The organism is Sphingobium sp. EP60837 (genome assembly GCF_001658005.1).
Lineage (GTDB): Bacteria > Pseudomonadota > Alphaproteobacteria > Sphingomonadales > Sphingomonadaceae > Sphingobium > Sphingobium tyrosinilyticum.
This window is the reverse complement of the sequence record NZ_CP015988.1, coordinates 23,133-48,357: the sequence shown is the minus strand read 5'-3', so window position 1 is coordinate 48,357 and position 25,225 is coordinate 23,133. Positions and strand designations below refer to the sequence as shown.

The 25,225-nt window shown below is 59.1% G+C and carries 17 protein-coding genes and 5 pseudogenes; 15 read left to right on the top strand and 7 right to left on the bottom strand.

The features are described 5' to 3' along the window. The first annotated feature begins 17 nt into the window (after positions 1-17). The 4 genes and pseudogenes from EP837_RS18290 to EP837_RS21155 form a co-directional block, all read left to right on the top strand. Positions 18-1,079, top strand: a complete 1,062-nt coding sequence (locus tag EP837_RS18290; protein WP_066531932.1) for an IS110 family transposase — start codon at positions 18-20, stop codon at positions 1,077-1,079. 268 nt (positions 1,080-1,347) lie between these two features. Beyond that, positions 1,348-2,058, top strand: a complete 711-nt coding sequence (locus EP837_RS18285; RefSeq protein ID WP_066531930.1) for a CoA transferase subunit A — start codon at positions 1,348-1,350, stop codon at positions 2,056-2,058. Beyond that, the gene (locus tag EP837_RS18280; protein ID WP_066531929.1) at positions 2,058-2,696 is read left to right on the top strand and encodes a CoA transferase subunit B; all 639 of its coding nucleotides are present in this window, start codon (positions 2,058-2,060) and stop codon (positions 2,694-2,696) included. Before EP837_RS18285 ends, EP837_RS18280 begins: the two co-directional genes overlap by 1 nt. 60 nt (positions 2,697-2,756) lie before the next feature. Then, a pseudogene (locus EP837_RS21155) lies at positions 2,757-2,911 on the top strand (acetyl-CoA C-acetyltransferase); the annotation flags it as partial. A 213-nt stretch (positions 2,912-3,124) separates the two neighbouring features. Here EP837_RS21155 and EP837_RS20725 read toward each other — a convergent pair. Together EP837_RS20725 and EP837_RS21150 are read right to left on the bottom strand one after the other, a co-directional pair. Then, positions 3,125-3,340 (bottom strand): SDR family NAD(P)-dependent oxidoreductase, encoded by a 216-nt coding sequence (locus tag EP837_RS20725; protein ID WP_225870692.1) that lies wholly within the window; start codon positions 3,338-3,340, stop codon positions 3,125-3,127. A gap of 70 nt (positions 3,341-3,410) precedes the next feature. Beyond that, positions 3,411-3,587 (bottom strand): SDR family NAD(P)-dependent oxidoreductase, encoded by a 177-nt coding sequence (locus tag EP837_RS21150; protein WP_156518745.1) that lies wholly within the window; start codon positions 3,585-3,587, stop codon positions 3,411-3,413. A gap of 102 nt (positions 3,588-3,689) precedes the next feature. Between EP837_RS21150 and EP837_RS18275 the strand changes: the two are divergent. From EP837_RS18275 to EP837_RS18255, 4 genes and pseudogenes are all read left to right on the top strand, one after another. Next, positions 3,690-4,493: pseudogene (locus EP837_RS18275) on the top strand (IS256 family transposase); the annotation flags it as partial. 28 nt (positions 4,494-4,521) lie between these two features. Continuing rightward, complete coding sequence (locus EP837_RS18270) at positions 4,522-5,886, top strand: IS1182 family transposase (RefSeq protein WP_066531927.1); 1,365 nt, start codon at positions 4,522-4,524, stop codon at positions 5,884-5,886. Positions 5,887-6,111: 225 nt separating this feature from the next. After that, positions 6,112-7,172, top strand: a protein-coding gene (locus tag EP837_RS20720; protein WP_172668344.1) for an IS630 family transposase whose coding sequence is annotated in 2 segments (ribosomal slippage) — positions 6,112-6,619 and positions 6,619-7,172 — 1,062 coding nt in all. Because the reading frame shifts where the segments join, the coding sequence is not laid out codon by codon here. A 17-nt stretch (positions 7,173-7,189) separates the two neighbouring features. Further along, a pseudogene (locus EP837_RS18255) lies at positions 7,190-7,597 on the top strand (transposase); the annotation flags it as partial. Between the two features lie 182 nt (positions 7,598-7,779). On the opposite strand, the gene EP837_RS18250 reads toward EP837_RS18255, so the two are convergent. The 4 genes from EP837_RS18250 to EP837_RS18235 all read right to left on the bottom strand — a co-directional run bounded on the left by EP837_RS18250 (position 7,780) and on the right by EP837_RS18235 (position 13,180). Then, the gene (locus tag EP837_RS18250; RefSeq protein ID WP_335676333.1) at positions 7,780-8,760 is read right to left on the bottom strand and encodes an NAD(P)-dependent oxidoreductase; all 981 of its coding nucleotides are present in this window, start codon (positions 8,758-8,760) and stop codon (positions 7,780-7,782) included. Further along, positions 8,744-9,094: a carboxymuconolactone decarboxylase family protein gene (locus tag EP837_RS18245; RefSeq protein WP_066531925.1), complete on the bottom strand. Its 351-nt coding sequence runs from the start codon at positions 9,092-9,094 to the stop codon at positions 8,744-8,746. The genes EP837_RS18250 and EP837_RS18245 overlap by 17 nt, the downstream gene beginning before the upstream one ends. A gap of 44 nt (positions 9,095-9,138) precedes the next feature. After that, positions 9,139-10,464: an MFS transporter gene (locus EP837_RS18240; RefSeq protein WP_066531924.1), complete on the bottom strand. Its 1,326-nt coding sequence runs from the start codon at positions 10,462-10,464 to the stop codon at positions 9,139-9,141. 217 nt (positions 10,465-10,681) lie between these two features. Beyond that, complete coding sequence (locus EP837_RS18235) at positions 10,682-13,180, bottom strand: TonB-dependent receptor (RefSeq protein WP_066531922.1); 2,499 nt, start codon at positions 13,178-13,180, stop codon at positions 10,682-10,684. Between the two features lie 629 nt (positions 13,181-13,809). Here EP837_RS18235 and EP837_RS18230 point away from each other — a divergent pair. From EP837_RS18230 to EP837_RS20715, 7 genes and pseudogenes are all read left to right on the top strand, one after another. Next, positions 13,810-15,393 (top strand): carboxylesterase/lipase family protein, encoded by a 1,584-nt coding sequence (locus EP837_RS18230; RefSeq protein WP_066531920.1) that lies wholly within the window; start codon positions 13,810-13,812, stop codon positions 15,391-15,393. A 35-nt stretch (positions 15,394-15,428) separates the two neighbouring features. After that, positions 15,429-17,141 (top strand): carboxylesterase/lipase family protein, encoded by a 1,713-nt coding sequence (locus EP837_RS18225; protein WP_066531917.1) that lies wholly within the window; start codon positions 15,429-15,431, stop codon positions 17,139-17,141. Between the two features lie 260 nt (positions 17,142-17,401). After that, on the top strand, positions 17,402-18,841 hold the full coding sequence (locus EP837_RS18220; protein WP_197486434.1) for an MmgE/PrpD family protein: 1,440 nt from the start codon (positions 17,402-17,404) through the stop codon (positions 18,839-18,841). Between the two features lie 47 nt (positions 18,842-18,888). Then, on the top strand, positions 18,889-19,875 hold the full coding sequence (locus EP837_RS18215; protein ID WP_156518737.1) for an SMP-30/gluconolactonase/LRE family protein: 987 nt from the start codon (positions 18,889-18,891) through the stop codon (positions 19,873-19,875). A gap of 208 nt (positions 19,876-20,083) precedes the next feature. Then, positions 20,084-21,571, top strand: coding sequence for a carboxylesterase/lipase family protein (locus EP837_RS18210; RefSeq protein ID WP_197486433.1), 1,488 nt, complete (start codon positions 20,084-20,086; stop codon positions 21,569-21,571). 400 nt (positions 21,572-21,971) lie between these two features. Further along, positions 21,972-24,032, top strand: coding sequence for a PQQ-dependent dehydrogenase, methanol/ethanol family (locus tag EP837_RS18205; RefSeq protein ID WP_066531910.1), 2,061 nt, complete (start codon positions 21,972-21,974; stop codon positions 24,030-24,032). A 166-nt stretch (positions 24,033-24,198) separates the two neighbouring features. After that, a pseudogene (locus EP837_RS20715) lies at positions 24,199-24,664 on the top strand (succinate--CoA ligase subunit alpha); the annotation flags it as partial. 225 nt (positions 24,665-24,889) lie between these two features. Here the strand turns inward: EP837_RS20715 and EP837_RS21145 are convergent. Then, positions 24,890-25,111, bottom strand: a pseudogene (locus EP837_RS21145) (transposase); the annotation flags it as partial. Between the last annotated feature and the right edge of the window lie 114 nt (positions 25,112-25,225).

Below are 25,225 nucleotides of genomic sequence, written 5' to 3'. Positions count from 1 at the left end.
GCAATGGAGATGCACCAATGTCTTACGATTATCATATCGGCGTGGATTACCACAAAGCCTATACGCATCTGGTTGTGCAGGATGGCGGCGGGAAGGTCCTGCGATCGGGCAAGGTGAAGAACGACCCGCGCTCGCTTGCCGGCTTTTTGGCGCCCTATCTGGAGAACAGCCATGCGGTGATGGAAGCGAGCCGCAACTGGACGGTGATGTACGACTGGCTGGACGAGTTGTGCGACGATGTTGTCCTGGCGCACCCGCTGAGGGTGAAGGCGATAGCCGACGCCAAGATCAAGACCGACAAGATCGATGCGACGATCCTGGCGCATCTGCTGCGGGCCGATTTGATCCCGGAGTCCTATGTGCCATGTGAGGCCGCGCGCCAACTTCGCCAGGCGTTGCGAGAGCGGATGTTCTTCGTGCGGCTGCGCACGATGGTAAAGAACCGGGTGGTGACGATCTTCGACCGCTACCCCGAGCAGACCCGAGCGCTGCGGGAGATGTCGGATCTGTTCGGCAAGATCGGGCGGGTCCAGCTCGAACTGCTTTCGGTGTCGGTGATCGATCGCGAGCATATCGACCGCGCGCTTGCCTTCATCGATGACATCAACCAGCGGATCCGCGAGTCCGAGAAGACGATCCGCCGCTTCAGCAAGGACAATGCGGACGTCAAACGTCTAAAGACGATGCCGGGCCTGGGCGAGTTCTTCGCGCGCCTGATCGCCGCCGAGATTGACGATGTTACACGCTTCCGTTCGGCCAAGAAGCTCGCCGCCTATGCCGGACTCGTGCCTTCGACCTATGCGAGCGGCGGCAAATGCTGGAACGGGCGGATCATCAAGGCTGGCAATAAGTGGCTGCGCTGGGCCTTCGTAGAAGCCAGCATTCCTGCCATGCGCGCCGAACCTGCCCTCAAATTCGAATATGAGCGCCTGAAGGCGACCAAGGGCGCGAACCGCGCCAAGGTCGTCATGGCGCGCAAGCTATTGACGATCGCCTACCAGATGCTGCGCGACCAGCGGGACTATGAGCACCGCGACGCACTGGGGGAGCGACCGTCTGATCCTTCTCGGTTGTCCTGATGACCCTCTAGTGGGTCCTGCATCGCGGGGCCGCACTCTCAAGGAGAATGGGAAGCCGAGAGCCGAAAACCGGAATGTGATCGAGCCTACACGGTAAGGTCACGGATTGGAGAATGGCTCAATGCCGAAACGAGGACAGGGCGCCTGCCCTCGAACATAGCAACTCGTCCGTGCTGGCGTTGGCGGACACAGGAAAAACAACGAACCCACGAGGGAAAGTGCTTTTGACGTGCACTCCGCCTCTTGAGTTCTTTCATTGGAGAGGATCATGGCCCGAAAAATCTACCTCGATGCAGCATTTGCGTTGGAGGGTCTTCTTTTCGACGGCATGCACCTTTGCGCGGGTGGTTTCGGCCTGTGCGGCATTCCTGAGCGGCTGATCGACGCCATCCGCGATTCAGGCGTCAAGGACCTGACCATCGCTTCGAACAATGCCGGTATCGACGGCGAGGGGCTGGGCAAGCTGCTGCGCACCCGGCAGGTCAAGAAGATGATCTCCTCCTATGTCGGCGAGAACAAGGAGTTCGAGCGGCAATATCTGAGCGGCGAACTGGAGGTGGAGTTTTCGCCTCAAGGCACGCTCGCCGAACGCTGCCGCGCTGGCGGGGCGGGCATTCCGGGCTTCTACACCAAGACGGGCGTCGGCACGGCCGTGGCGGAAGGCAAGGAGGTCAAGGTCTTCGACGGGCAGGAATATATATTGGAGCGCGGCATCTTCGCCGATCTGTCCATCATCAAGGGGTGGAAGGCTGACGAGAGCGGCAACCTGATCTTCCGCAAGACCGCGCGAAACTTCAACGCGCCGATGGCGACCGCCGCGAAAATCTGCGTGGCAGAGGTGGAGGAGGTGGTGCCGGTCGGCAGTCTGGACCCCGACAGCATCCATCTGCCCGGCATTTATGTGAAGCGCATGATCGTCGGCGCGCCCTATGACAAGAAGATCGAATTCCGCACTGTGCGCCAGAGGGAGACCGCCTGATGCCCTGGACTCGTGACGAGATGGCCGCGCGGGCGGCGAAGGAGCTGAAGGACGGCTTCTACGTGAACCTTGGCATCGGTATTCCGACGCTGGTGGCGAACCATATCCCGGCCGGGGTGGAAGTCACGCTGCAGTCGGAAAACGGCATGCTCGGCATCGGCCCCTTCCCCTATGAGGGCGAGGAGGATGCCGACCTCATCAATGCGGGTAAGCAGACGATCAGCGAGCTGCCGAATACCGTCTATTTCTCCAGCGCCGACAGCTTCGCCATGATCCGTGGCGGGCATATCGACTTGACCGTGCTTGGCGCGATGGAAGTCGCGGAAAATGGCGATATCGCCAACTGGATGATCCCAGGCAAGATGATCAAGGGCATGGGCGGCGCGATGGACCTGGTCGCGGGCGTCAAGAAGATCATCGTCGTCATGGAACACACCTCCAAAAATGGCGATCCCAAGTTCATTCCGGCCTGCACCCTGCCGCTGACGGGCAGGAATGTGGTGGACATGATCGTCACGGACCTTTGCGTGTTCCAGCGGCCGGACCATGACAGCTCCTTCAAGCTCATCGAACTCGCGCCGGGCGTGACGGCGGAGGAAGTCGCCGCTAAGACTACGGCTCACTTCATCGCAGCGTGATCACGCCTTCTCGTTGAATGCAAGTTGCGAAAGCAAATAGAACAACCCTAGGATCAGGACATGTCAGACATCGTCATCACCGCTGCCAAGCAAACCGCAGTCGGGAGCTTCATGGACGCGTTCGGGTCCACGCCCGCGCATGAACTCGGCCTTACCGCATCGTGGCGGCGCTGGCGCAGGCGGGAGTCTCGCCTGACGAGGTCGGCGAAGTCATAGGGCCAGGTCATTACGCGCTGAAATTTGCTTGATGCTTTGTTCCGAATGCTTGCCGAGCGGCGTCATCCCTGCGCCAACGATAAAGGCCTCTGTCATGGATGATCTCCTTAATAGCGATCCACCGGTCACATGCACAGTGTCACCGCTCATGTATTCGGCGTTCGCCGAAGCCAGGAAGGCACTGCGTCAGCAACGTCCTCCGGCTCACCGATTTACGGAATGGGAGTGTTGATGGCATTCTCCCGAACCTGTTCCCAGTGCGCGAGGCATAGGCCCGGAGCGTTGACGATGCCGGGCGCGACCGCGTTGACGGTGATGAAATGGCGGCGAGCCTCCAGGAACATGGCGCGCGTGAAGCCAATGATGCGTGCCCTGGCGGTCGGGTAATTGGCTTGAGCCCGGTTGCGGAGATATGCGCGTGACGACAGGTTGATCAGGCGCCCTCAGTTCTGCTCTATCATATACGGCAGAACGGCGCGGGTTCAGAGAAGATGCGCCTTATAGTGTGATGTCGACGACGACTTCCCAGTCTTCAACAGCCATTTTCGTGATGCGCATGTCGCGCGTCAGACCTGCGTTGTTGATGAGGATATCCATTGTGCCAAATTTGGAAGCTGCCAGTTGCTGCACGCCAAGGTGAATGCAGAACTCCACGTAGTCGCAGGGGTGTGGCATTGGTGGTTTGCTTGGCCCATCTGGATCCAGACCAGCCTGAACCCGGGGACTGTCAGGAATTTCGTGTGCGGCGAGGCATAATGGGCAACAAGGAGACCCAGTATGTCACGACGCAAAGACCCCTCGATACCGAACGACATTCTCGACCAACTGCTGGCCGGCACTGACGCAGCAGCAGCGCTCAGCCAGGGCGGCCTGCTCGATACATTGAAGAAGGCATTTGCCGAACGGGCGCTCAATGCGGAGATGGATCACCATCTTGGCCAGGAGGAGCAAGGGACCAACAGCCGGAACGGCTACGGCCGCAAGACGGTGACGACCGACGGGGGACGGATCGAGATCGAGGTGCCGCGTGATCGGGCGGGCAGTTTCGATCCGCAGCTGATCGCAAAATATCAGCGCCGTTTCCCCGGTTTTGATGACAAGATCATCTCGATGTACGCGCGCGGCATGAGTACCCGTGAGATCACCGGGCATCTGCGCGAACTGTACGGCATCGAGGCCTCACCCGACCTGATCAGCACGATCACGGACGCTGTGCTGGAGGAGGTCACGGCCTGGCAACAACGCCCGCTGGACTCAGCATATCCGCTGGTTTTCTTCGATGCGATCCGGGTCAAGATCCGCGACGAAGGCATGGTCCGCAACAAGGCGATCCATATTGCCCTGGGCGTCATGGCCGACGGCACCAAGGTGGTCCTTGGTTTGTGGCTGGAGCAGAATGAAGGCGCCAAGTTCTGGCTGCGCGTCATGAACGAACTGCGCAACCGCGGTGTCGAGGATATCATGCTGGCCGTCGTCGATGGCCTGAAGGGTTTTCCCGACGCCATCACCGCCGTCTTCCCCGAAGCGATGGTTCAAACATGCATCGTGGGGTCGTTGAAAAAGCCCTGTCACTATGATTCACTCGGTCAACAAGGCTTTGGAGGGATCCATGCTGGGGCGCAAAGAACGGGATCAACTTGAGTTGTTCATTTCGGGATCGTTGCGTCAACTCATCCCGAGTGATCATGTGTTGGTGCGGGTTGATGCCGTGCTCGATCTTTCGTGGCTCCGCGCCGAGATCGCGGAGCTCTACTCTACCGACAATGGGCGACCAGGCATCGACCCCGAAGTCGCGGTGCGCTTGATGTTGGCTGGCTTCCTGCTCGGCATCGTCCATGATCGGCGCTTGATGCGAGAGGCGGCGGTCAACATCGCGATCCGCTGGTTCGTGGGTTACGGCGTGCATGAGCCGCTACCCGATCATTCCTCGCTGACGCGCATTCGTCAGCGCTGGGGAGCCGAGCGCTTTCGCCGGATATTCGAGCGCACGGTCCAGGCCTGTGTCGCCGCCAGGATTGCCACTGGCGAGGTCGTTCATATCGACGCCTCACTAATTCGAGCGCATGTCAGTTGGGATTCTCTCGCCGTGCGCCATGTCGACGCGGTCGCCGAAGCCAATGTCGATGAGGGCCTGCGCGACAGCCGGCAGAGCGGCAAGTTCAAGAAGGTCTGCGTGACCGATCCTGATGCGAGCATGGCGACCAATGGCCGCAATCGGCGGCTTGAGCCCGCTTATAAGCAGCACACAGCCGCTGACGACGCCGCCAGCGTTGTCGTCGACGTAGAGGTCGTAACTGGCGAGGAGAACGAGGGAATGGCTGTCGCCGCACGCCTCGACGCCATTGTCGGGACGACCGGACGGCCGATTGACATCGCGACAATGGATGCCGGCTACGCCTACGCGAAAGTCTTCAGGGCGCTCGAAGATCGAGACATCGAAGCCATCGTGCCGGCCAAGGCCGAGCAGCGACCGGGCAAGGTTATTCCGACGCGCCGGTTCAAGTTCGATCCCCGGCATAACGTCGCGCGTTGTCCGCGGGGCAAAATCCTTCGGCCAAAGGGAAAGCCACATCGCGGCTTCCAATATTTTCATGCGAGCAGCCGGGATTGCCGGGCCTGTCCGTTGCGGTCGCGCTGTGTCAGCCCTTCACGTTATTCACGCGTGGTCGTGTTCAACGTCAATCACCCTTCGCTGCTCAGGGCTCGACGCAAGCGCCTCGCATGGGGCAATCGCGAACAGCGACTCTATCAGCGACACCGCTGGAGAGTGGAGGGCGTCCACGGCGAAGCGAAGACATGGCATGGCCTGTCCCGTGCAGTCCGGCGCGGCCTCGACAACATGCGTATCCAAGCGTTCCTCACCGCAGCGGCAATCAATCTCAAGCGGCTCGCGACCGCTCTTATTGCCGTCCTTTTGGACATCATCGCCAGGCAATACCCCCGCAGCGATGTCAAACAGCCGGTTTTCAGCTAAAAACTCGTCGCTCCAGCCAAAAAACGCAATCGACACGGCTTGGCGCACTACACCACGCCAACAACCAGCTTTTTCAACGACCCCATCGTCCATCTGCTGCGGAACTCGATGGATTTCGTGGCGTGGAAAGACCGTAATACCAAGGCGCGCTGAGGCTGACTCACGTACGGGATTCCCAAGCTGCTAAAATTCTGATTCGATGTTGCAAGCACGAGGAGGCTTGTGATGGCAGCAGCGGTTGGTGTTCGATCTGACTACACATCGGCGGATTTGCGTGGGGCGGCGCGGCGAAGTGGAGACGCGGATCAAGTCCGTCGCCTCCTCGCCATTGCGGTGATCCTGGACGGCGGAAGCCGAAGCGAAGCGGCGAAGTTTGCCGGCGTGACGCTACAAATCGTGCGCGACTGGGTTATGCGGTTCAACGAGGGCGGCCCTGATGGCCTGGCCACGCGCAAGGCGCGGGGCCGGTCCTCTATCCTGAACGAGGAGCAGCGCAGCCGGCTAGCGGCGGTGGTCGAGGCGGGACCGATCCCTGCGGCGCACGGTGTAGTGCGCTGGCGGCTTGTCGATCTGGCGCAGTGGATCAGGGAAGAGTTCGCGCTCTCTGTCACGCGCCACACACTCGGACGCGAGTTGCGTGCAATGGGCTACCGCAAGCTCTCGGCGCGCCCGCGCCATCGTGGTCAGAAGCCTGACGACATTGCCGATTTTAAAAAAGCTTTGCCTCCCGTCTGGCGCAGATCAGGCGGAAGCTCCCGAGAGGAACGCCGGTAGAGCTGTGGTGGCAGGACGAGGCCCGCGTCGGTCAGCAGACTAAACTCACCCGACGCTGGGCCAGGCGCGGCACTCGACCCTCGGCACCCAAGGATCAGCGGCGGTCCTCTGCATGGTTGTTCGGCGCGATCTGTCCCGCTGAAGGCAAGGCCGCTGGCGTCGTCATGCCCAGATGCAACAGCCAGGCAATGAGCATGCATCTCCAGGAGATCGCCTTCCACATAGCACCGGGTGCACATGCCGTCCTGCTGCTCGATCAGGCCGGATGGCACGGATCAGCTGAGTTGATCGTGCCTCCCAACATCACGCTGATGCCGCTGCCGCCCCGGTGCCCCGAACTCAACCCAGTCGAGAACGTTTGGCAGTTCATGCGCGACAACTGGCTGTCGAACCGCATCTTCAAATCTTATGACGACATAGTCGAACACTGCTGCTTCGCCTGGAACCAGCTCGTCGAGCAGCCTTGGCGCATCATGTCCCTCGGCCTGCGCTCATGGGCTCATGGGTTCTGATCAATGCGCCTTGGTATAAGGCGCTCGGAACGGCCCTGAAGGCCATCTACCGTGCTGTCGATGCCGTAGCCGCCGAGGAAGCGCTGACGGCCTTCGAAGCGAGCTTCTGGGGGCAGCGCTATCCTGCCATCGGCCAGAGCTGGCGTCGGGCATGGCCCGAAGTCATCCCATTTTTCGCCTTCCCCGACGAAGTCAGGCGAATCGTCTACACCACCAATGCCATCGAGGCCTTGAACTCCAAGCTTCGTCGCGCTGTTCGTGCGCGGTGCCATTTCCCCAATGACGAGGCGGCCACCAAGCTGCTCTATCTGATCTTGAACCGATCGGAAAAAGAGTGGAAAATGCCGCCGCGCGAGTGGAACATGGCGAAGGCTCAATTTGCCGTTCTCTTCGGCGAACGCTTCATCAGGGCCATGACGGCCTGATGGTCAACCGCCTCGCCGCACACGAAATTCCTGACAGTCCCTGAACCCGCAATATTTGGGAAACGATCATGCGCTCCTTCTATCGGTATCTCGGCTGATTGCACTGCCGCGACTACCCACTACAATGAAGAGCTCCCGCCAGCGGCACTGCAAGGTGATCCGCCGGTGGGAGCGCCACGGATCTAAGGGATCGCGCATGCCAGTCGATCAGGGTCCACCGCGATCTGAACCCCCGCTCGTTCCAACTGCAGCGACATATGCACGCGGGTATCCCGGTCTCCCCAGCCACGCGCCAGAGCCTCCGTCATTTCCTCCATGACCAGGTTCGAAAGGCGCATCGGAACGCCCAGTTCCCGCGCCATTCCAGTCGCCAAGGCTACATCCTTGTGGCCCAGCTTCATGGCGAAGGCGGGCTCGTCGTAGTTCCCAGGCAAGAATTGCTTCACCAGCATTTGAATGATGGACTGCTTGCCCACCACGCCAAGCTTCAGGGCCTCCCACAGATCAAGCGGGTCGATGCCGGCTTTCACGCCCATTGAGAAGACCTCAGCCATACAGGACAGCGCCATTTGTCCCAGCAGGTTGTTGACCAGCTTGGTCACGATCCCGGTGCCGGCAGGACCCATGTAACAGGCCTTGTCGCCCATGGCCGCGAGAACGCTTGCGTATCGGTCGAATGTCGCGCGTTCACCACCCACCCAAAAGGCGAGATCACCACCAGCTGCGCCAGCCGGGCCGCCACTGACTGGCGCGTCGAGAGCTTGCCCGCGGTGAGCCCGCATCGCCTCGTCAATCCGCTTGGCTAGGTCTCTCGAACTCGTCGACAATTCGAAAAGGACCAGGCCCTCACGCATGTTAGCGACGACTCCGCCCTCACCCAGGACAACCGCTTCGACCTCAGGAGGACCGGGGAGGGACGTAAACAGCACATCGACCTGGCCGGCGAGTTCGCCGACCGACGCGGCACTTTTGGCGCCGGCGGACGTCAAGACAGCGACAGCATCAGGATTCGTATCAAAAATCGTCAAATCATGGCCGGTCTTCAGAAGGTTGAGCGCCATGCCGCTCCCCATCCGGCCTAATCCAATAAATCCGACTTTCATTTGACTCTCCAATCTGCGAAATTGATGGCTAGGAACGCTCACGCTAGTTCTGAGCTGCATCCTTTTCGAGAAACGGCAGCGCCGCGCGCGCGAAGCCCAGCCCGGTCGGCCATCCGGCGTAGAAGGCAATCTGCACGATCATCCCGCGCAATTCCTCTACAGTCACGCCATTCTCCTCAGCCTTGCGCAAATGAGCGCCCAGATCTTCGATCTTTCCAAGCACGGCCAGCACTGTGCAAGTGACCATGCTCCGGACACGGGGGCTGAGTTCGGGCTGTTGCCAGACGTCTCCCATCAGGACGTCTTGGCGCAGCCGACTGAACTGCGGCACGACATCATAGACCCGAAGTGCATCAGCAATTGCCTGATCTACGGGATTGACCTTATCTGACATTACACATCCTTCTTTTAAAATTCCGTTGGACGTCTCGGCACGATTTACGGGACATCGTGGGCGGGCGCGTCGTCTGACAGTGGCTCGATGATCGAAGCTACGAGGATAAAGGCCAGAATGGAGCAGGACGACAAAAAGCCGAAGGCCATCGACCAGCCCGAATGATCAAGAATATAGCCCACTATGACCGGCGCAGTGCCTCCGCCGATCGAACCGACCGTACTGACGATCGACACCGCAAAGGGAACCACCTCCTTCTTCACCACTCCCATCGGGAAGATGGTAAATGTCGAGTAGCCAACGGTCAGCAGGAAACCCGTGGCCAGCAGCAATATAGCGAGCATGGCCGGAGAATTTGGCGCTGACACCAGAGCATACATGGTTGCAATGGACGACCCCGCAGTGATTAGCATGACTGGTTTGCGACGCCCGCCGAAAACGCGATCGGAGAGCAGACCACCGATGATGGAGCCAAATACAGCGCCGAGCCACGGCGCCGCAGCGACATAGCCGACCGTCATGAGGTTATACTTCTTGACCTCAACCAGATAGGTCGGAACCCAGGTCAGGATCGCGTAGGACAGGCCGGACATCAGACAGTATGCAAGCGCACATCCCCAGATGTGCATCGAACGTAGTGCCTCCAAGTTGGATTGGAGCTTCGCACACCTTCGCGCTCGAATGAGGAAATCCAGAACAGGTCGATAGTCCCAGGACGAACGCTCGCCAGAATCGGCTTTTACGGCTTCTTGGTCAATATGCAGGAGCTCGGCTTGGTTGACCTTCTTGCTCTGATCCGGGCTGTCAGCAACGAACATCCACAAGCCACCGGCAAGGAGCCCAACTATGCCGAAGAAATAGAAGACTTCGCGCCATCCCAGCCAGATGATGATGAACGCAGCTATTGGTGGAACGAGAGTAGGAGCGAACTTGAAGGAGGCTACATAGATACCAACGGCTGTCGCCCGCTCACGCGGCGGAAACCAGCGATTGAGCGTGGTCAGACTGCCAACGGGGATGGGTCCTTCGGCGACACCCAAAAGGAGCCGGGCGGCCAACAGCTGGGTGCCCGAGGAAACCATGCCGGTAAAGACTGTTGCGGCCGACGTAAGCATAATTGCCAGAACCATCACGGCGCGCACACGCAGCCGCTGGATCAGAAGGCTGCCTGGGATCTGGATGACAGCGATGCCAAACAGAAAAACGCTGGCTGCAGCCCCTGCCTCGGCATTAGATAGCCCGAAATCGGACTTCAGATAAGGGAGCGCCACCGACAGGTTGGCACGATCCGCAGAGGCGAGAAAATAGCCGAAAGCGACGATGGCCAGGACCACCCACCGGAAGCGTGTTGGACGTTCAGCCAACGGCATCGATTCTGAAGGGCATGCTGCCCGCTGCGCATTAGACACTTCGATCCTTCTCCGATGTCGCTCACTTCACAGCCTGTTGCGCTAGACTTGTCCATACCGCGCTATGATACGCCCTTCATGATATTCTGTGCGGCGACGAAAAAAGCGGGGCATCTCCCTGTGCATCCGCACAGCGAGACCCCCCTAACAATTCCGTCCAACATAATACCTTAGATCGTCAGAACTTATAGCCCAACGTCAAATGATACATCCGCGGTTCGTTGTACTGATATTGGTTCGCGTTCAAGGTGTCATACTGCGAGCTCAGGCCGTAAATGGCGTGGTTTGCGGTGAGATTGGTGACCGTGAAACCCAGACTTACACCTTCGTTTCCGAGCACATTTTCCCAATTGACATTCAGGTTGATATTGCCAGCGGCAGGAGCACAGCCCTTATAAGCCTTCTTGCCGTCGGCTGACAGCGGGCCGTATCCATATGCCGCGGTCCTCGGAACCACACAAAGCAGGCCGGTATCGGGGTTGTTGGGGTCATTGGGGACGACCGGCTTGACCGGATTAGCCCACATCTTCGACCGCCAGTTGATCGCCAGGCCAATATCGATCTTCCCGACCTTCTCCTCGTCGACCGGTACATGGAAGGTGGGGCTGAAGCCCAACTGCCAGCGGGGTGCCTGCGAGAACGGCTGATCCACGAGGTCAACGGTCGTGTTGGCGAGCGAATTGAAGAACCTGTAGTGCGTGTATCTGGGATCCTGCAAGGCAACGAAGCCATTCAGTTCGAACAACCGCCCGACATTTGCCCCGACCTCCAGCTCGAAGCCCTTGATGCGGGCTTGCGCTGCGTTGTCAACCGAGTTGATCAGCGAGAAGACGCCTGATCCAGGAGCTGTTTCTAGGTTCTGGACCGTGTTGACCTTCACATTATTGTACCATCCGTAGTAGGCGGCGCCATTCACACGAATGCGCGTATCGCCAGCACGGATTATGGTCTTAAAACCAAATTCAAGATTGTTGAGCTGGTCCGGATCGAACTTAGGCAGGACATTGTTGTTCTGCAGCCCGCCAGCGCTATTCCCCTTCGAGTTGTTGAGATAGACCATAGTGTCGGGGGTGATCTGGTACTGAGCGCCCACAGTGTAACTGGTGTGCTGCCAATGCGCCTCCCCCGTTGCCGTTCCAGGGCCCCCATTGCTTCCCGTCTGGGTGAGGGTCGGGAATGCAGCCGGTGCGTAGATGAATTGCTGGCGCCGTGCGGTATCCCAGGTGCGCCTTGCGCCGGCGAAGACCTTCAGGCCCGGCAAGACGCCGGAAAGGTCAAGATTGCCTTGGCCGTAAACTGACTTGCTGACTGTCTGGATGATCGACCGTGTCAAGGACTGACTAATGCTAGTGGTGTAATTCCCGAAGCCCAAAACATTCGTTGGAGTTTCCTTATAGTAGAAACCACCCAGGACGAAGTCGAAGTTGTTGAACTTCCCGTTCACCTGAAGCTCTTCAGACGTGCCGGACGGAGTCGGATTCACAATCGACACGTTGCGAGGGTTGAGCTCGTTGCCGATGATACGGGTGCCGTCATTATCGCTCAACCCGAACCAGGTCATCTTGCCCCATGTGTGACTGAAGACGTTCTTGAGAGAAAAGCTTTCCCCGAGATGAACGGTGGTGGTATTAATCAATTCATAGTCGCGGAAGAACCCGCCTCCTGGAGGACATGGCTGGGGCACCACGGACGACACATTAGGCCCAGGCACCGTCGAGGTCGTCGCGGGAGCAAGCGCCGAAGCGGGGCATCCGTTGGACCATCCCTGGGTCCGGTAAGGTCCAATCACGCGTTGGTTGGCCAGGATCTGATCGCGAGCAGCGATAAGCTGTGCAAGCGTCATCCCGTTGGTTGCAGCAATGGTGTTGTTCAGCGCGTTCGGCACCATGCTGTAGTCGCCTGGCGTACTGGTGCCGGCTCCTCCGAAGTCCTTGACCAGCTCGTACTGGAACAAAGTGACGTTCTCTATGTTGTCAGACGGCGTGAATACGATGGTCGCGCGCCCGACCTTGTAGTCCATCGTTCCGGCGACGATCCGATCGGAGAGAGAATCCCTCACATATCCATCACGATGATAATCAATACCCGCCAGGCGAACAGCCAGAACATCCTTGATCACCGGAATATCAACCGCGCCTTCAATTGAGCGGAAGTTATAGTTGCCGGCACTGACCTTCATATAGCCGCTGAAGTCATCTCCCGGACGCTTGGGAGTGTTCAGGATCGCGCCGGCATTGCTTGCCTGACCAAACAAGGTGCCCTGCGGCCCCTTCAGAACCTGAACGTTTGCTAGATCGAAGAAGGGAGCGTACCAACCCCACTGCATTGCGGGAACCGGCGCCTCATTGAAATACACCGCCGCAGGCGCGACGCCTCGGATTTTAAGGAAGCTGACTGCGGAAGGATTCCCCTGATTTCGCGTGATATTCTGCAACCCGGGAACCTGAGCGAGAATACCATAGCTATCGACGATATTGTTCTTAGACATATCCTCGCCACCGAGGACGCTGACCGCAACCGGAACCTTTTGCAGGCTTTCATTGGTCCTGCGAGCCGTTACGACGATGTCACCTGCGTCGGCCTGAGCACTTTCGGCGGGCGCCTGCGCGGCTAAAGCCGGTGCGCTGACCGCTATAGTGCTTGCAAGCAATATGCTCTTTAGCCCGATTTTTTCCATTATCACCCCCTCCTCGTTGCGACGCTCCAAGTCGAATCATCTTGGTAGCTTTGATTTCAGAGGCGCATCTTAGGATGAAAATGAATTCCTGCCAAGCGGGAAATATTCTTCAGCCGGTTTTGCCGGAGTTGGGCGGCCCAATAGAGATAATTTTGCCGTGTAAGAACAATGTTTCCAATTTGTAATACATCACGACGTCAGTTTTCTGATCTTAATGACGTCATCGGCTGCTCCAAGTTTTCATGTGCTCGATATCTCCGATGAAGGGGCGATAGAACGGAACATGCACTATCTAGTTTTTGGCATCGCCTAGCGCGGTGTTTGAGTTTATGTTTGTATATTGCGTATATTGTGCTGAGTATATTTCCGATGTAAGTTTGTCGTTCCGCAGTATCAGTCGTGTTCTACTCGGTGGCGGAGGGGACGCCGCGGGCATCGCGGCATTAATGTGTTGTATACTGGGAATCTATGTCTCATAAGAGGCTTGTAGTCAGTCGCTCGCCTGCAAAATCGGCCCGACGAATTTTCCTGCACTCTCCTGCCGCGCGGCGGGGAGGACCGGAATTGGCCTGTGCAGAGAACTCTATTAAAAATAGGCGCCTGACGCGCTCTATTAAGGACGGAGAAGGATGAATACGACCCGCGCCATTATCGTCTCCGCTTTCAGCCTGACGTGGTTCATCCCGGCCATGTCGCAGCAAACCGAACTGTCTCCCCCGGTCGTCAGCGTCGAAGGGGGTGCGGTTCGAGGCAGGATGGTCGACGGGGTCGAGTCCTTTAAGGCAATCCCTTATGCGGCCCCGCCTTTGGGGGATTTGAGGTGGAGGGCACCGCAGCCGGCGATAGCTTGGCGGGGCACTCGCGACGGCAGCGCATTTGGCCACGACTGCATGCAACGCACGAATTCGGTCTTTGCGAAGGGAACAGCAGAGCCCCGCGAAGACTGCCTTTTCGTCAATGTCTTCCGGCTCCGCGACCGCGCGCCTGGTCCGATACCCGTTATGGTATACATTCACGGCGGAGGATTCACGCAGGGCGGCAGTTCTCCGATAGTATATGATGGGAGTGAATTGACCCGGCACGGCGTGATAGTCGTTACGCTCAACTACCGACTCGGGCGCTTCGGCTTTTTCGCTCACCCAGCGCTAGCCGCGGAACATGCGGAGGAGCCCAAGGGCAACTACGGCTTCCTAGATCAGATCGCGGCTCTGAAGTGGGTGAAGCGAAACATTTCGGCCTTCGGCGGCGACCCGAACAACATCACGATCTTTGGTCAATCGGCGGGGGCGGCATCAGTAGTCGCCATGCTGGCCTCGCCGCTCTCGGAAGGGCTGTTTCAGAAGGCGATAATCCAGTCCGGCCCCTACCGCCGAATTTCCGGCCGGCGCCTTACCGTGCCGTCCGGCCGCGAAGTGCCGCTCGAGGCTTATGGCCGGGCCTTCGCTCGCTCTATGCAGATCGACGGCTCAGACCAGACGGCGCTGGCAAAACTGCGCGCCCTCCCAGCAGAGGCGCTTGCAGACCTCAATCCATTGCCGCCATTGCCCAACGATGATGCGCCGCTTGGCGGATGGGGCGGACCGGTGCTTGACGGAAAGGTGCTGCCCATTGTCGATCCTGACTATTTTTCAACCGGGCGGTTTCATAGGGTTCCGATCATGATCGGGGCCAACACCGATGACGCTCCAATCGCCGTAAAATCGGGAGACCCCTACGCGAAATTCGGGCCGCTCAGCGCTCAGGCTGAACTCGCATACGATCCCAATCAAACCGGCAATCATGATAGCGTCTCGCACAAGATCACGATGGACGCGATCATGCTAGAGCCCGCGCGATACATTGCCGACGCGTTCTCCTCGGCCGGTGTGCCGGTTTATGAATATCGCTTCGGATATCTGACGGAGGGGCTGGCTGAGCGGTGGGCGGCAGGTGCGCCGCACGGCGCGGAGCTTGCCTATATTTTCGACAACCTGACTCGCTACTACGGACCAGTTGCATCACCGCGTGATTACCGCGTCGCGAAGTCCATGTCCTCCTACTGGACGAACTTCGCGAAGACCGGCGATCCGAATGGTCCCGGTTTAGCGCAGTGGCCCTCCTATAATCGAGAACGAGACGAGATCCTGCAATTCCACGCTGATGGCTCGATCGATGCCGGCCCCGATCCACTCAAGCAGCGGCTCGACCTCACCAAGAAGGCAGCCGATCGATGAGCACACAGCATAAGTCATCCTGGAGCCATGATTCCATGTTCCTTGACCATTTCCTTGACCGCGAAATAGGCGTCGGTTGTGCTAGAGTCCTCACCACCGCGATGGCAGTAAGCCTCGCCTGCTCCCACGCTGCTGCCGAGCTGAGTCCGGATTTCGTTTCAGTGACGAGCGGCAAGGTCCAGGGCGAACAGGTCGATGGTGTCCTTTCGTTCAAAGGCATTCCGTATGCCGCTCCGCCGGTTGGCGCGCTACGGTGGCGCGCGCCGCAGGCTCCAAAGGCCTGGAAAGATGTCCTGCAAGCTCGGTCCTTCGCTCCCGACTGCATGCAGAAGGTTGACCGGAACAGCCGCAACGTCGGCATTCCTCTGATCCTCACAGAACCCAGCGAAGACTGTCTTTACCTGAACATATGGCGGCCGGCTGCATCTACAGCCAAACCGCTGCCGGTGATGGTTTGGTTTTACGGGGGAGGTTTCAGTGTTGGAGGGACCTCCCCCATCCTGTTTCAGGGGGACTCGTTCGCCCGCCAGGGCGTCGTCGTTGTGAGTTTCAACTACAGGCTGGGCAGGTTCGGATTTTTCGCCCACCCGGCATTGACAAAGTCCAATCCGGGTGAACCCAAAGCCAATTACGCCTTCTTGGACCAGATCGCCGCCCTCAAATGGGTGCGGAAGAATATAGCCGCATTTGGCGGCGATCCTGCAAATGTCACGATATTCGGCGAATCCGCCGGCGGCGTTGCCGTCAATGCAATGATGGTATCTCCCTTGGCCAAGGGCCTGTTCCAGAAAGCGATCGTCCAATCAGGACCAACACATGGCCTCAACATACGGGAACTGCACCGCGACCAACCGGGCCGCCAATCGCTCGAGAAGTTCGGACTTGCCTTCGCAACTTCCAAGGGCATCGAAGGGCCAGGAGCCGATGCGCTTGCGAAGCTTCGCGCCTTGCCGGCGGAGGCACTGATCGATCTCTCGACAGGCCTGCCAGGCACAGTTGACGAGTCCCGCACGCCGTGGGGCGGTCCCACGATGGATGGGAAGATCCTGCCCGTCGTGAAGGGGGATTATTTTAAGGCAGGCAAATTCGCGCCCGTTTCCCTTATCATCGGCGCGAACAGCGATGATGTGACCGCATCGACCGGCGTCTACGAGGACCAGACGATAGACTACACCCTCGCCCGGTTCGGAGATCACAAGGCAGAGGCGCTGAGATCTTACGATCCGGACGGGACGGGAGACCCGCGCGTCATCCGGCATAAGGTATCCGCGGACGACCACATGATCGAGCCGGGACGATTTGTCGCGACAGAAACAGCCAATCGCGGAGCCAAGGTTTACCGCTACTACTTCTCCTACATCCCTGAGGCGCTGCAGACCCGCTGGACCTACGGCGCGCCCCACGGCGGCGAGCTCGCCTTCGCCTTTGATGTCCTGCGTCTTAATTACGGGCCCGCCTGGTCTGATCAGGACTTGCGCGTCGCAAAGACAATGAACACTTACTGGGCGAACTTCGCCAAGACAGGCAATCCGAATGGTCCAGGTTTGCCCGAATGGCCTCTTTACAAGCCATCGAGCGACCAGGTCCTGCAGTTCATGCGCAACGGCAGTGCAGCCGCGGCCGCTGATCCGCTAAAACCGCGCTTGGACCTCGCAGAGAAGGTATCTGAGCCGCGCCGTGTTGCCGAACCATCGCCAGAAAGCACTTCGCTGCCCAAGTGGCCGCTTTTCCGACCGGTAAAGAACTGAACTCACATACAAGCCAAGGAGGGATAGAGGGAATGAGCAACGCAGTTGACGCGGCGTCTAAGACGCAGGCCCGGCGGCGCGGACCGACTTTGTCCCGCCGGGATCTCGGGCTGGGTGCAGCCGCGGGCGGCGTGGCGATCGCGGGCCGCGCCCTCGGCGAAACGGCGCCCCCGTCTTCACCTAGCCTCTCTCATCCGGGCTATGACGCACGATTTCCCGCTCCGGGCGAGAAAACCGCGGCAGATTATCCAGTCAGTCCCATGACGGAACGCCTCGCGGCATATATCAGCGGAGCCGGTCACCGCGAATTGCCGCCCCTCGTCATCGAACAGACCAAGTGGCATATTCTCGACACGCTTGCCGCGATCGTCGCCGGCTCACAGCTGCCCGCAGGCCGGGCCGGCCGGGCATTCCTAGCCGGCGTCGGGGGCAAGCCAGTAGCGACCGTCATTGGCAGCACTTTGAAATCCGACGCAATCAACGCTGCCATGGTCAATGGCACAACGGGCCACGGCCACGAAATAGACGATACGGGAGGGGCCTCCGGTCCATGGCATCCTGGCATCAACGTTGTCAGCGCGGCTCTTGCCCTAGGCGAACAGTTCGGAACGAACGGCACCGGCTTTCTGCGTTCCGTAGCGCTGGGATATGACATCGGCGGCCGAGTTGGCACAGCCGCAGGACTGCTCAGGAACTTCCGCACGCCTACGGTCAGCGTCTGCGGCATTTTCGGCGCGACTGCGGCGGCGGCGTGCGTTGCCAGGCTGAGTCCGGAGCAAACCCGGTTTGCGCTATCCTACACGGCCCAGCAAAGCTCGGGCATTGACTCGTTCCGACGCGACCCGGACCATATCGAGAAAGGATTCCTAAATGGCGGCATCGGCGCCCGGGGAGGTGTAACATCGGTCCTGCTCGTCAAAGCAGGCTTCACCGCCGTGCACGACATCTTTGAGGGACCAGCCAATTTCTTCGCCCTGTTTCGCGCTGCGGGGCAAACTGTTCAGCCAGAATTAATGATTGAAGGCCTGGGGACACGTTTCGACGTTCTGGCGGCAGGGTTCAAGCGTCGTCCGGTAGCTGGTGCAATATCAGCCGTCCTGGATAGCCTTGAGGCGCTGCTGGAGCGCAGAACTATCGACCCGCGTAGAATTGCGAAGATTGTTGTTCGCTATGAACCTAACTCCGTGACCGATAATGGCGGACCACCCGACGCGAATATGCAGCACGCGGTGGCAATGACGTTGGTCGACAAGCGGTTATCCTTCCAGTCGATTCACGATCGCAGCCGCTTTTCCGATCCCTTGCTGGTTCGCCTGCGTTCGATCACCACTATCGCTCCGGTTACGATCTACAACCAGTCGGGCAAATATATCGATCCTTCGACGCCGGGCCGCGCCGCCGCGCTTGGATCCAAGGCGCCGGTCATCCAGCTGACGATGGCGGATGGCGAAATCATTTCTCAAGGGGATGTGCCTTCGCGCGGAGAGTCCTCAAATCCGTATACCCGAGAATGGATTGTCGAGAAGGCTTCAAGCCTAATGACTCCGGTGCTTGGCGTCCGGCAAACATCGCTGCTCGTCGAAAGCGTCCTAAACCTCGAACAGCTCGGTAATGTGCGCAGCCTCAGTGCTCTTATGAGCAGTGCTCATGGGGACACGGAATCCCGCCTGTCCGACTGGCCCCTACGCACGCGTTCCTGACGTAAATCTGCTCGAGCACGAATCACATTATCAGGAGAGTCTCAACCGTGACGATTGAAACGATGGTGAAGCGCTGCAGCCCACTGCTTGTCCTGGCCTCCGTGACGAGCTGCGCCTTGACGGGTGCGCAATCCGGCATCAATGCACTTGGTTCGCCTCGGCTTGAAACGATCCAGATTGCAGATCGGAACGTCTTCCCTGAAAGCATAACCAGCACGCGGGCAGGAGCAGTAATCATCGGCAGCCTGGCCCAGCCCTATATTTATCGTGCTTCCCCGGGGGAGGCCATAGCCCAGAGATGGATTGACCTCACGCCGTTCGGCAGCATTTCCTACGGGGTGCTGGCGGATGAGCCAAGCCGCACCTTGTGGACCTGCACCGTCATCAGCCCCAGGACCGGCGAACGCCCTCCACCATTGACGGAAAGACATAGCACGCTGCGAGCCTACGATCTCGAGACCGGCTCCGCGAAGGGCGCCTGGCCGCTCCCGGGCCAATCCAACGCGTGCAACGATATTGCCATCGGGCCGGAAGGTATACCTTACGTTAGCGACCTGGGCAATGGACGGATACTCCGCCTGAGAGGTAATGGATCCTTCGAGTTGTTTTACTCTGGTCCTCAGTTGAACCGAGTCGACGGCCTAGCCTTCCTCGGCAAGGACCTCTATGCCACGAACCTGGAGAGCGGCCAAATTTTCAGGCTAACTCCAGGAAGGCACGGTCCCGTCATTTCGCAGCCACTCCAGATATCGGTAGCGCTGAATAGACCGGATGGGCTGCGCTCCTATGGTGGACGCCTCTATCTTGCCGACAACGGTTTGGGAAAGGTATTCTCGCTGACGGTTAAGGGTACCAGGGCGACTGCCGAAAATTTGCGCGACGGCTTGGAGCGGCCCACCGGAGTAACTCGATCAACGGGCAAGCTATGGATGGTCGAATCCAAGACGGATCATTGGGATGATGGCGCCGACCCGAACCCATTCACGGTTCGGTCGGTTCCGCTACCCCCATCGTCGCACCGCCGGGCGCGCTGATCGCGTTCCGATGCCACAGCCGTCAACCGAGCCCGTCCCATCGGCTAATCAGAGCACGCTGCCCCACCCCGCTGATTCATCCATGGAGCTTGCGTTGCTGCGACCAACCGCGGACAGGCGGACTTTCCTTGGCGCTCTTGCCGCGCCTTTCCTGGTTGCAACCAAGGGAATTAATAGAGGCCGCCCCCGGGCCAGTACGACGGCCGGCATGGTTGAAGGCCTTTACGAGCAGGGAATCTGTGTCTTCCGTGGAATTCCCTATGCGGCGTCGACAGGCGGTGACAATCGCTTCCGTCCGCCACAACCGCCCGCGCCTTGGACCGGTGTCCGCGATTGCAGTCGCTCAGGTTTTTCCGCCCCGCAACAGGTTCATGTCTCGCGAGAACGCGCAGCCTTTGCAGCCGTTGAGGAAATTTCCGAGGATTGCCTCACCCTAAACGTCTTCACCCCCGAACCTCGAGACGGAGCGCGCCGGCCTGTAATGGTCTGGTTCCACGGCGGCGGATGGCGCACAGGTGCGGGATCAGCGCCCGCCCTGCAGGGTCACGGCCTTGCACGAGACGGCGACGTTGTGCTTGTTACTGTCAATCACCGGCTCGACGTGCTCGGCTTCTTGCAAATCGCCGATGGAGATGAGCGGTTTTTGGATGCCGGCAACCTTGGCGTGCTGGACATGGTTTGCGCCTTACAATGGGTCCGCGACAACGCCGCGGCCATGGGCGCGGATCCAGGCAATGTCACTATTTTCGGCCAGTCGGGAGGTGGTTCAAAGGTGGCAGCCTTGCTTGCCTGCGAGAAGGCAGCCGGGCTGTTTCACAAGGCCATTGCGATGAGCTGCAGCGGCTGCCTCAGATTCGCTGAGCCTGCCGAGGGCGCCGCCATCGCGCGCAAGGTCGCGGCGAAACTCGGATTAGAGCGTCTCACGGGCCCTATTCTGCAGACCGTCCCCATGGCGACCCTGATTGCGGCAGCTGAAAGCGGGTGCCGGCCTATGCTTGACGGTCGAACATTCTCAAGACATCCATTCGACCCCGACGCAAGCCCCCTGTCCCGAAACATCCCGTTGCTGGCCGGCAATGTCGCCAATGAGACCCGCTTGACGCTGCTGGCAGGAGGAATGAAGAATTTCGCGATCGAGAAAGCCGAGGCCGTTCGGCGGATTGCCCGCTTCCTGGCCATATCCGGGATTGAGGCGGAGACGATTTATCAAGCTTATGCCCTGCAGTATCCGCACGACAGTGCCGCACTAATTCTCGCGGCGGTAACGGGCGATTACACTTACGTTCGAAACACGCGCAGAATGGCCGATCTTCAGGCGCGTCACGCACTTGTCCATACCTATATGTTCATGCACCGCTCGCCCATTCTCTCTGGGCTGCTCGGAGCACCGCACGAAAGCGACGTTCCGTACATTTTCGGCACGATTGCTGCGGCAGAGAGTATAATTGGTCGAGAAGGACAGGCGCTGGCACTAAGTCAGATGATGATAAGAACCTGGACGGCTTTCGCTCGTAGCGGCACGCCAGGCCATCCGCTTCTGCAATCATGGCCAATCCATTCTCCGGGTAGCAATCTTGCTATGCTCCTGGACCTTGCGCCGCGTTTCGGCCCCGTTCCGGGGCAAAGGGCCCGCTCGCAACTCGATCGGTTGCCCTGGTATGAATATAGCCGTTCCGTAGACTATAACCGCGATTGAAGCGGATCCGCCATTGCGGAGTATTGTGCGGATGCGAAATCAAGCGCGTCGTTTGGGATCTCACCGCCGAGCAGCAGGCACAAGTCTTTCCTCTGAATGCAGCGCGGGTTTATTGTTTGGCGCTGACTGGACACCGCCGGTATCGTCAGCGGCCGCCAGCTCCCGGAATCTGCAATGACCTCCAGTCCACTCGATCTCAGCCTAACCCGGTCATCCTAGTCTCAGCGTCGCCGCAAACGCAGGTCAGCACCCACAATCACCGGCTGCCGGTGCACCCCTTCTCAAACAGCCAATGAGGGATCCAAGTCGCTCTAATATGCAACGCTGGTTGACAACCCTTGCGTACAATTAATATCATCCACTGAGATTTATTACCTCAGAATATACGAGAGGAACCGGTATGGGCAAAAACGTCCTATCCGCGCTTCTGGCGCTCAGCCTCGCCTCTACCCTGGCCGGCTGCGGCCGTGCTAGCAGCGGAAATGGCGATTGGCCGTCGTATGGCCGCACTGCTGACGAACAGCGATTCTCGCCACTCAACCAGATCGACCTGGACACTGTCACGAGACTCGGATTGGCTTGGTATGCTGATGTCGATACTGACCGCGGTCAGGAGGGAACACCGCTAGTCGCCGACGGTGCGATCTACACGTCAACGGCATGGTCCAAAGTCTTTGCCTTTGACGCGGTCACAGGCGCCAAGAAATGGCAGTACGACCCCAAGGTGCCGGGCCAGAAAGCATTTCAGATCTGCTGTGATGTCGTAAACCGCGGTATTGCCTTGTGGAAAGATAAGGTGATCGTTGGGACGCTCGACGGTCGCCTGGTAGGTATCAACCGAACAAGCGGCAACCCGGATTGGACGGTTCAGACCACTCCTGTCGATGAGCCCTACTCAATTACCGGAGCGCCGCGTATCGCCCACGGTCTCGTGATTATCGGCAACGCAGGATCCGATTACGGGGTCCGGGGGTTTGTTTCCGCCTATAACCCGGACACGGGGAAACTGGTCTGGCGTTTCTACTTGACGCCCCGGCCAGACGGAAAAGCTGATGGCGCTGCGTCCGACGACGTGATGAAGTCTCTCGTCGAAGGCACTTGGTCCGATGGCGCCTGGAAAATCACCGGGGGGGGCGGATCGCCGTGGGATGCCATCACATATGACCCACAGACCGAACTCATATATATTGGCACAGGGAACCCTGTTGTCTGGAACGATCGTTTGCGCACACAGAACAAGGGCGACAACTTGTTCGTCAATTCCATCGTCGCCCTGCACGCCAAGACGGGTAAGTATGCGTGGCACTATCAGACCACGCCTCGCGATGCCTGGGACTATGATGCCGTCCAGCACCTGATCGTTGCCGACATTCCCTTACGCGGCTCCCAGCGACATGTAGTGATGCAGGCCAGCAAAAACGGGTTCTTCTACGTCCTGGATGCCATTGACGGTAAGCTGATATCCGCTAAGAACTATGTTCCTGTCACCTGGGCCTCAGGGATCGACATGACGACTGGTCGCCCGATCGAAACGCCGGAGGCAAGGTTCACCGAAACCGGCCGTGTGGCGTTGCTGGCGCCGGCATCAGCCCACTCCTGGCAACCCATGAGCTACAGCCCTGAAACGGGGCTGGTCTATCTCCCAGCCATCAGTAATAGTCGGGTGTTCGGCGACGTTGACGAACTGGACTATGTCGACGGCGCCAAGAATATGGCGGTCAACATCAACTATTCCGTCCCCGGACCGCACGGAACAAAGGAAAAGCAGGGCCCTGCCGTCCCGTCATCCCGCACTGAACTCATCGCGTGGGATCCTATCAAACAAGCAGCCCGTTGGCGCGTGCCGACCGCCACATGGCCGGGCGGCACCCTCACTACTGCAGGCAAACTGGTCTTTCAGGCGTCCGGCCGCCATTTTATCGCCTATGATGCGGCCAGCGGCAAAGCGGCATGGGACTACGACCTTGGCGCACCCGCGATAGGCTCGCCCATCACCTACGAAATCGGCCGCACGCAGTATGTCGCGCTTCTGGTCGGCTTCGGCGGCAGCGGGGGCTTTGGCGGGTCAGAGCCACGCCGCCAAGGACGCTTAATGGTCTTCAAGATCGACGGCAATGCCAAGGCTCCTGCCTATCCCGAATACACGCCGCCCCCGCTTCTTGACGTCGCAAAAGCAGAACCGTCGAGTGGCGATGCCGACCATGGAGCGACTCTGTATTCGCGATATTGCGTCACGTGTCATTTGGGTGGTGTATTCTTGCCGAACCTTGCCCGCTCGCCCGTGATCATGAGGAAGGATGCACTGAATTCCGTGCTGCTTGACGGTGCTCTTGCACCGAGTGGCATGGCATCGTTCAAGCAGTACTTCAAGCCCGCCGACGTCGAAGATCTGCGCGCATTCTTGCTCTGGCGCGCCAAGGATGGGGAAATTCGCGTGAAGAAGCAGGGCGGTCACGGCTAATCATAGGAAACACGGGATAACCCTGGTCGGGTAAAGGCTGCGAGAGATTGGCGTCGCCAGCCCGATCTCATTTCCCGGAAGTTCTTTTTCGAATTCATTCTAATCAACATACGCACCAAGATTATCACTCACGGGGTGACCGGCGCGACCGGTTCGTTCCAAACGCAAGATCGGCATCATGCCAGCCGGCCTCTTCAAGAAAGGCAGCGTCGGCGTGTTCAGCCGTTCCGGAACGCTCACCTACGAAGCGGCCTTCAAGACCACCAACATTGGCCCCGGCCAGACCACTTTGGTCGGCATCAGCGGCGAACCCGTCAACGGCACCAACTTCAAAGACGTGCCGGAATTTGTTCCTGACTGGCTACCCAACCATGTCGATCATCATGATCGGCGGCAGTGCGGAAAAAGAAACCGCACAGTTCCTCAAGGACGGAGCGGAGCGCGGCTGAAATCGAGGGCCGGCTTCAACCCCGGGCGCACTGCCCATTCGCGCGGCCGGATGGGACGTGCCGGCGATCGTCTCGGATGGCCAGCGCGGCGCCTGAGACAAGATCGCGGCGATGGAAGACGCCGGCATCCGCGTATCAGCCTTGCTGTCGCAGTTCGGCGAAACCATGAAAGAGGTGCTCAAGAATCTCGCCTGGTCACGGTTATCAAGGGCGAGAACGACAGGGGCGAGCGACCAACTGTGCAAGAGTCCTTTGATCGTTCGTTGATGCGAAGACCACGCTCTCTGGACGTGCGAAACGTGTCAACGAATTGGATGATGTGCGAGCTGCGAAGAGGATGAAGAGTCCATCGGGAGCGTCTTTTTTCGGGACTGTCAGGAATTTCGTGTGCGGCGAGGCGGTTGACCATCAGGCCGTCATGGCCCTGATGAAGCGTTTGCCGAAGAGAACGGCAAATTGAGCCTTCGCCATGTTCCACTCGCGCGGCGGCATTTTCCACTCTTTTTCCGATCGGTTCAAGATCAGATAGAGCAGCTTGGTGGCCGCCTCGTCATTGGGGAAATGGCCCCGCGCACGAACAGCGCGACGAAGCTTGGAGTTCAAGGCCTCGATGGCATTGGTAACCGGTATGAGGATGTCGGTGCCGAAGTTTCCGCCGCGACTCACAGGTTGTGGCATATGGTGCGACCATCCAGGATAGAGGCACCGGGAGCACGAATGTGCGGGCAGGCCGATGTACATCAT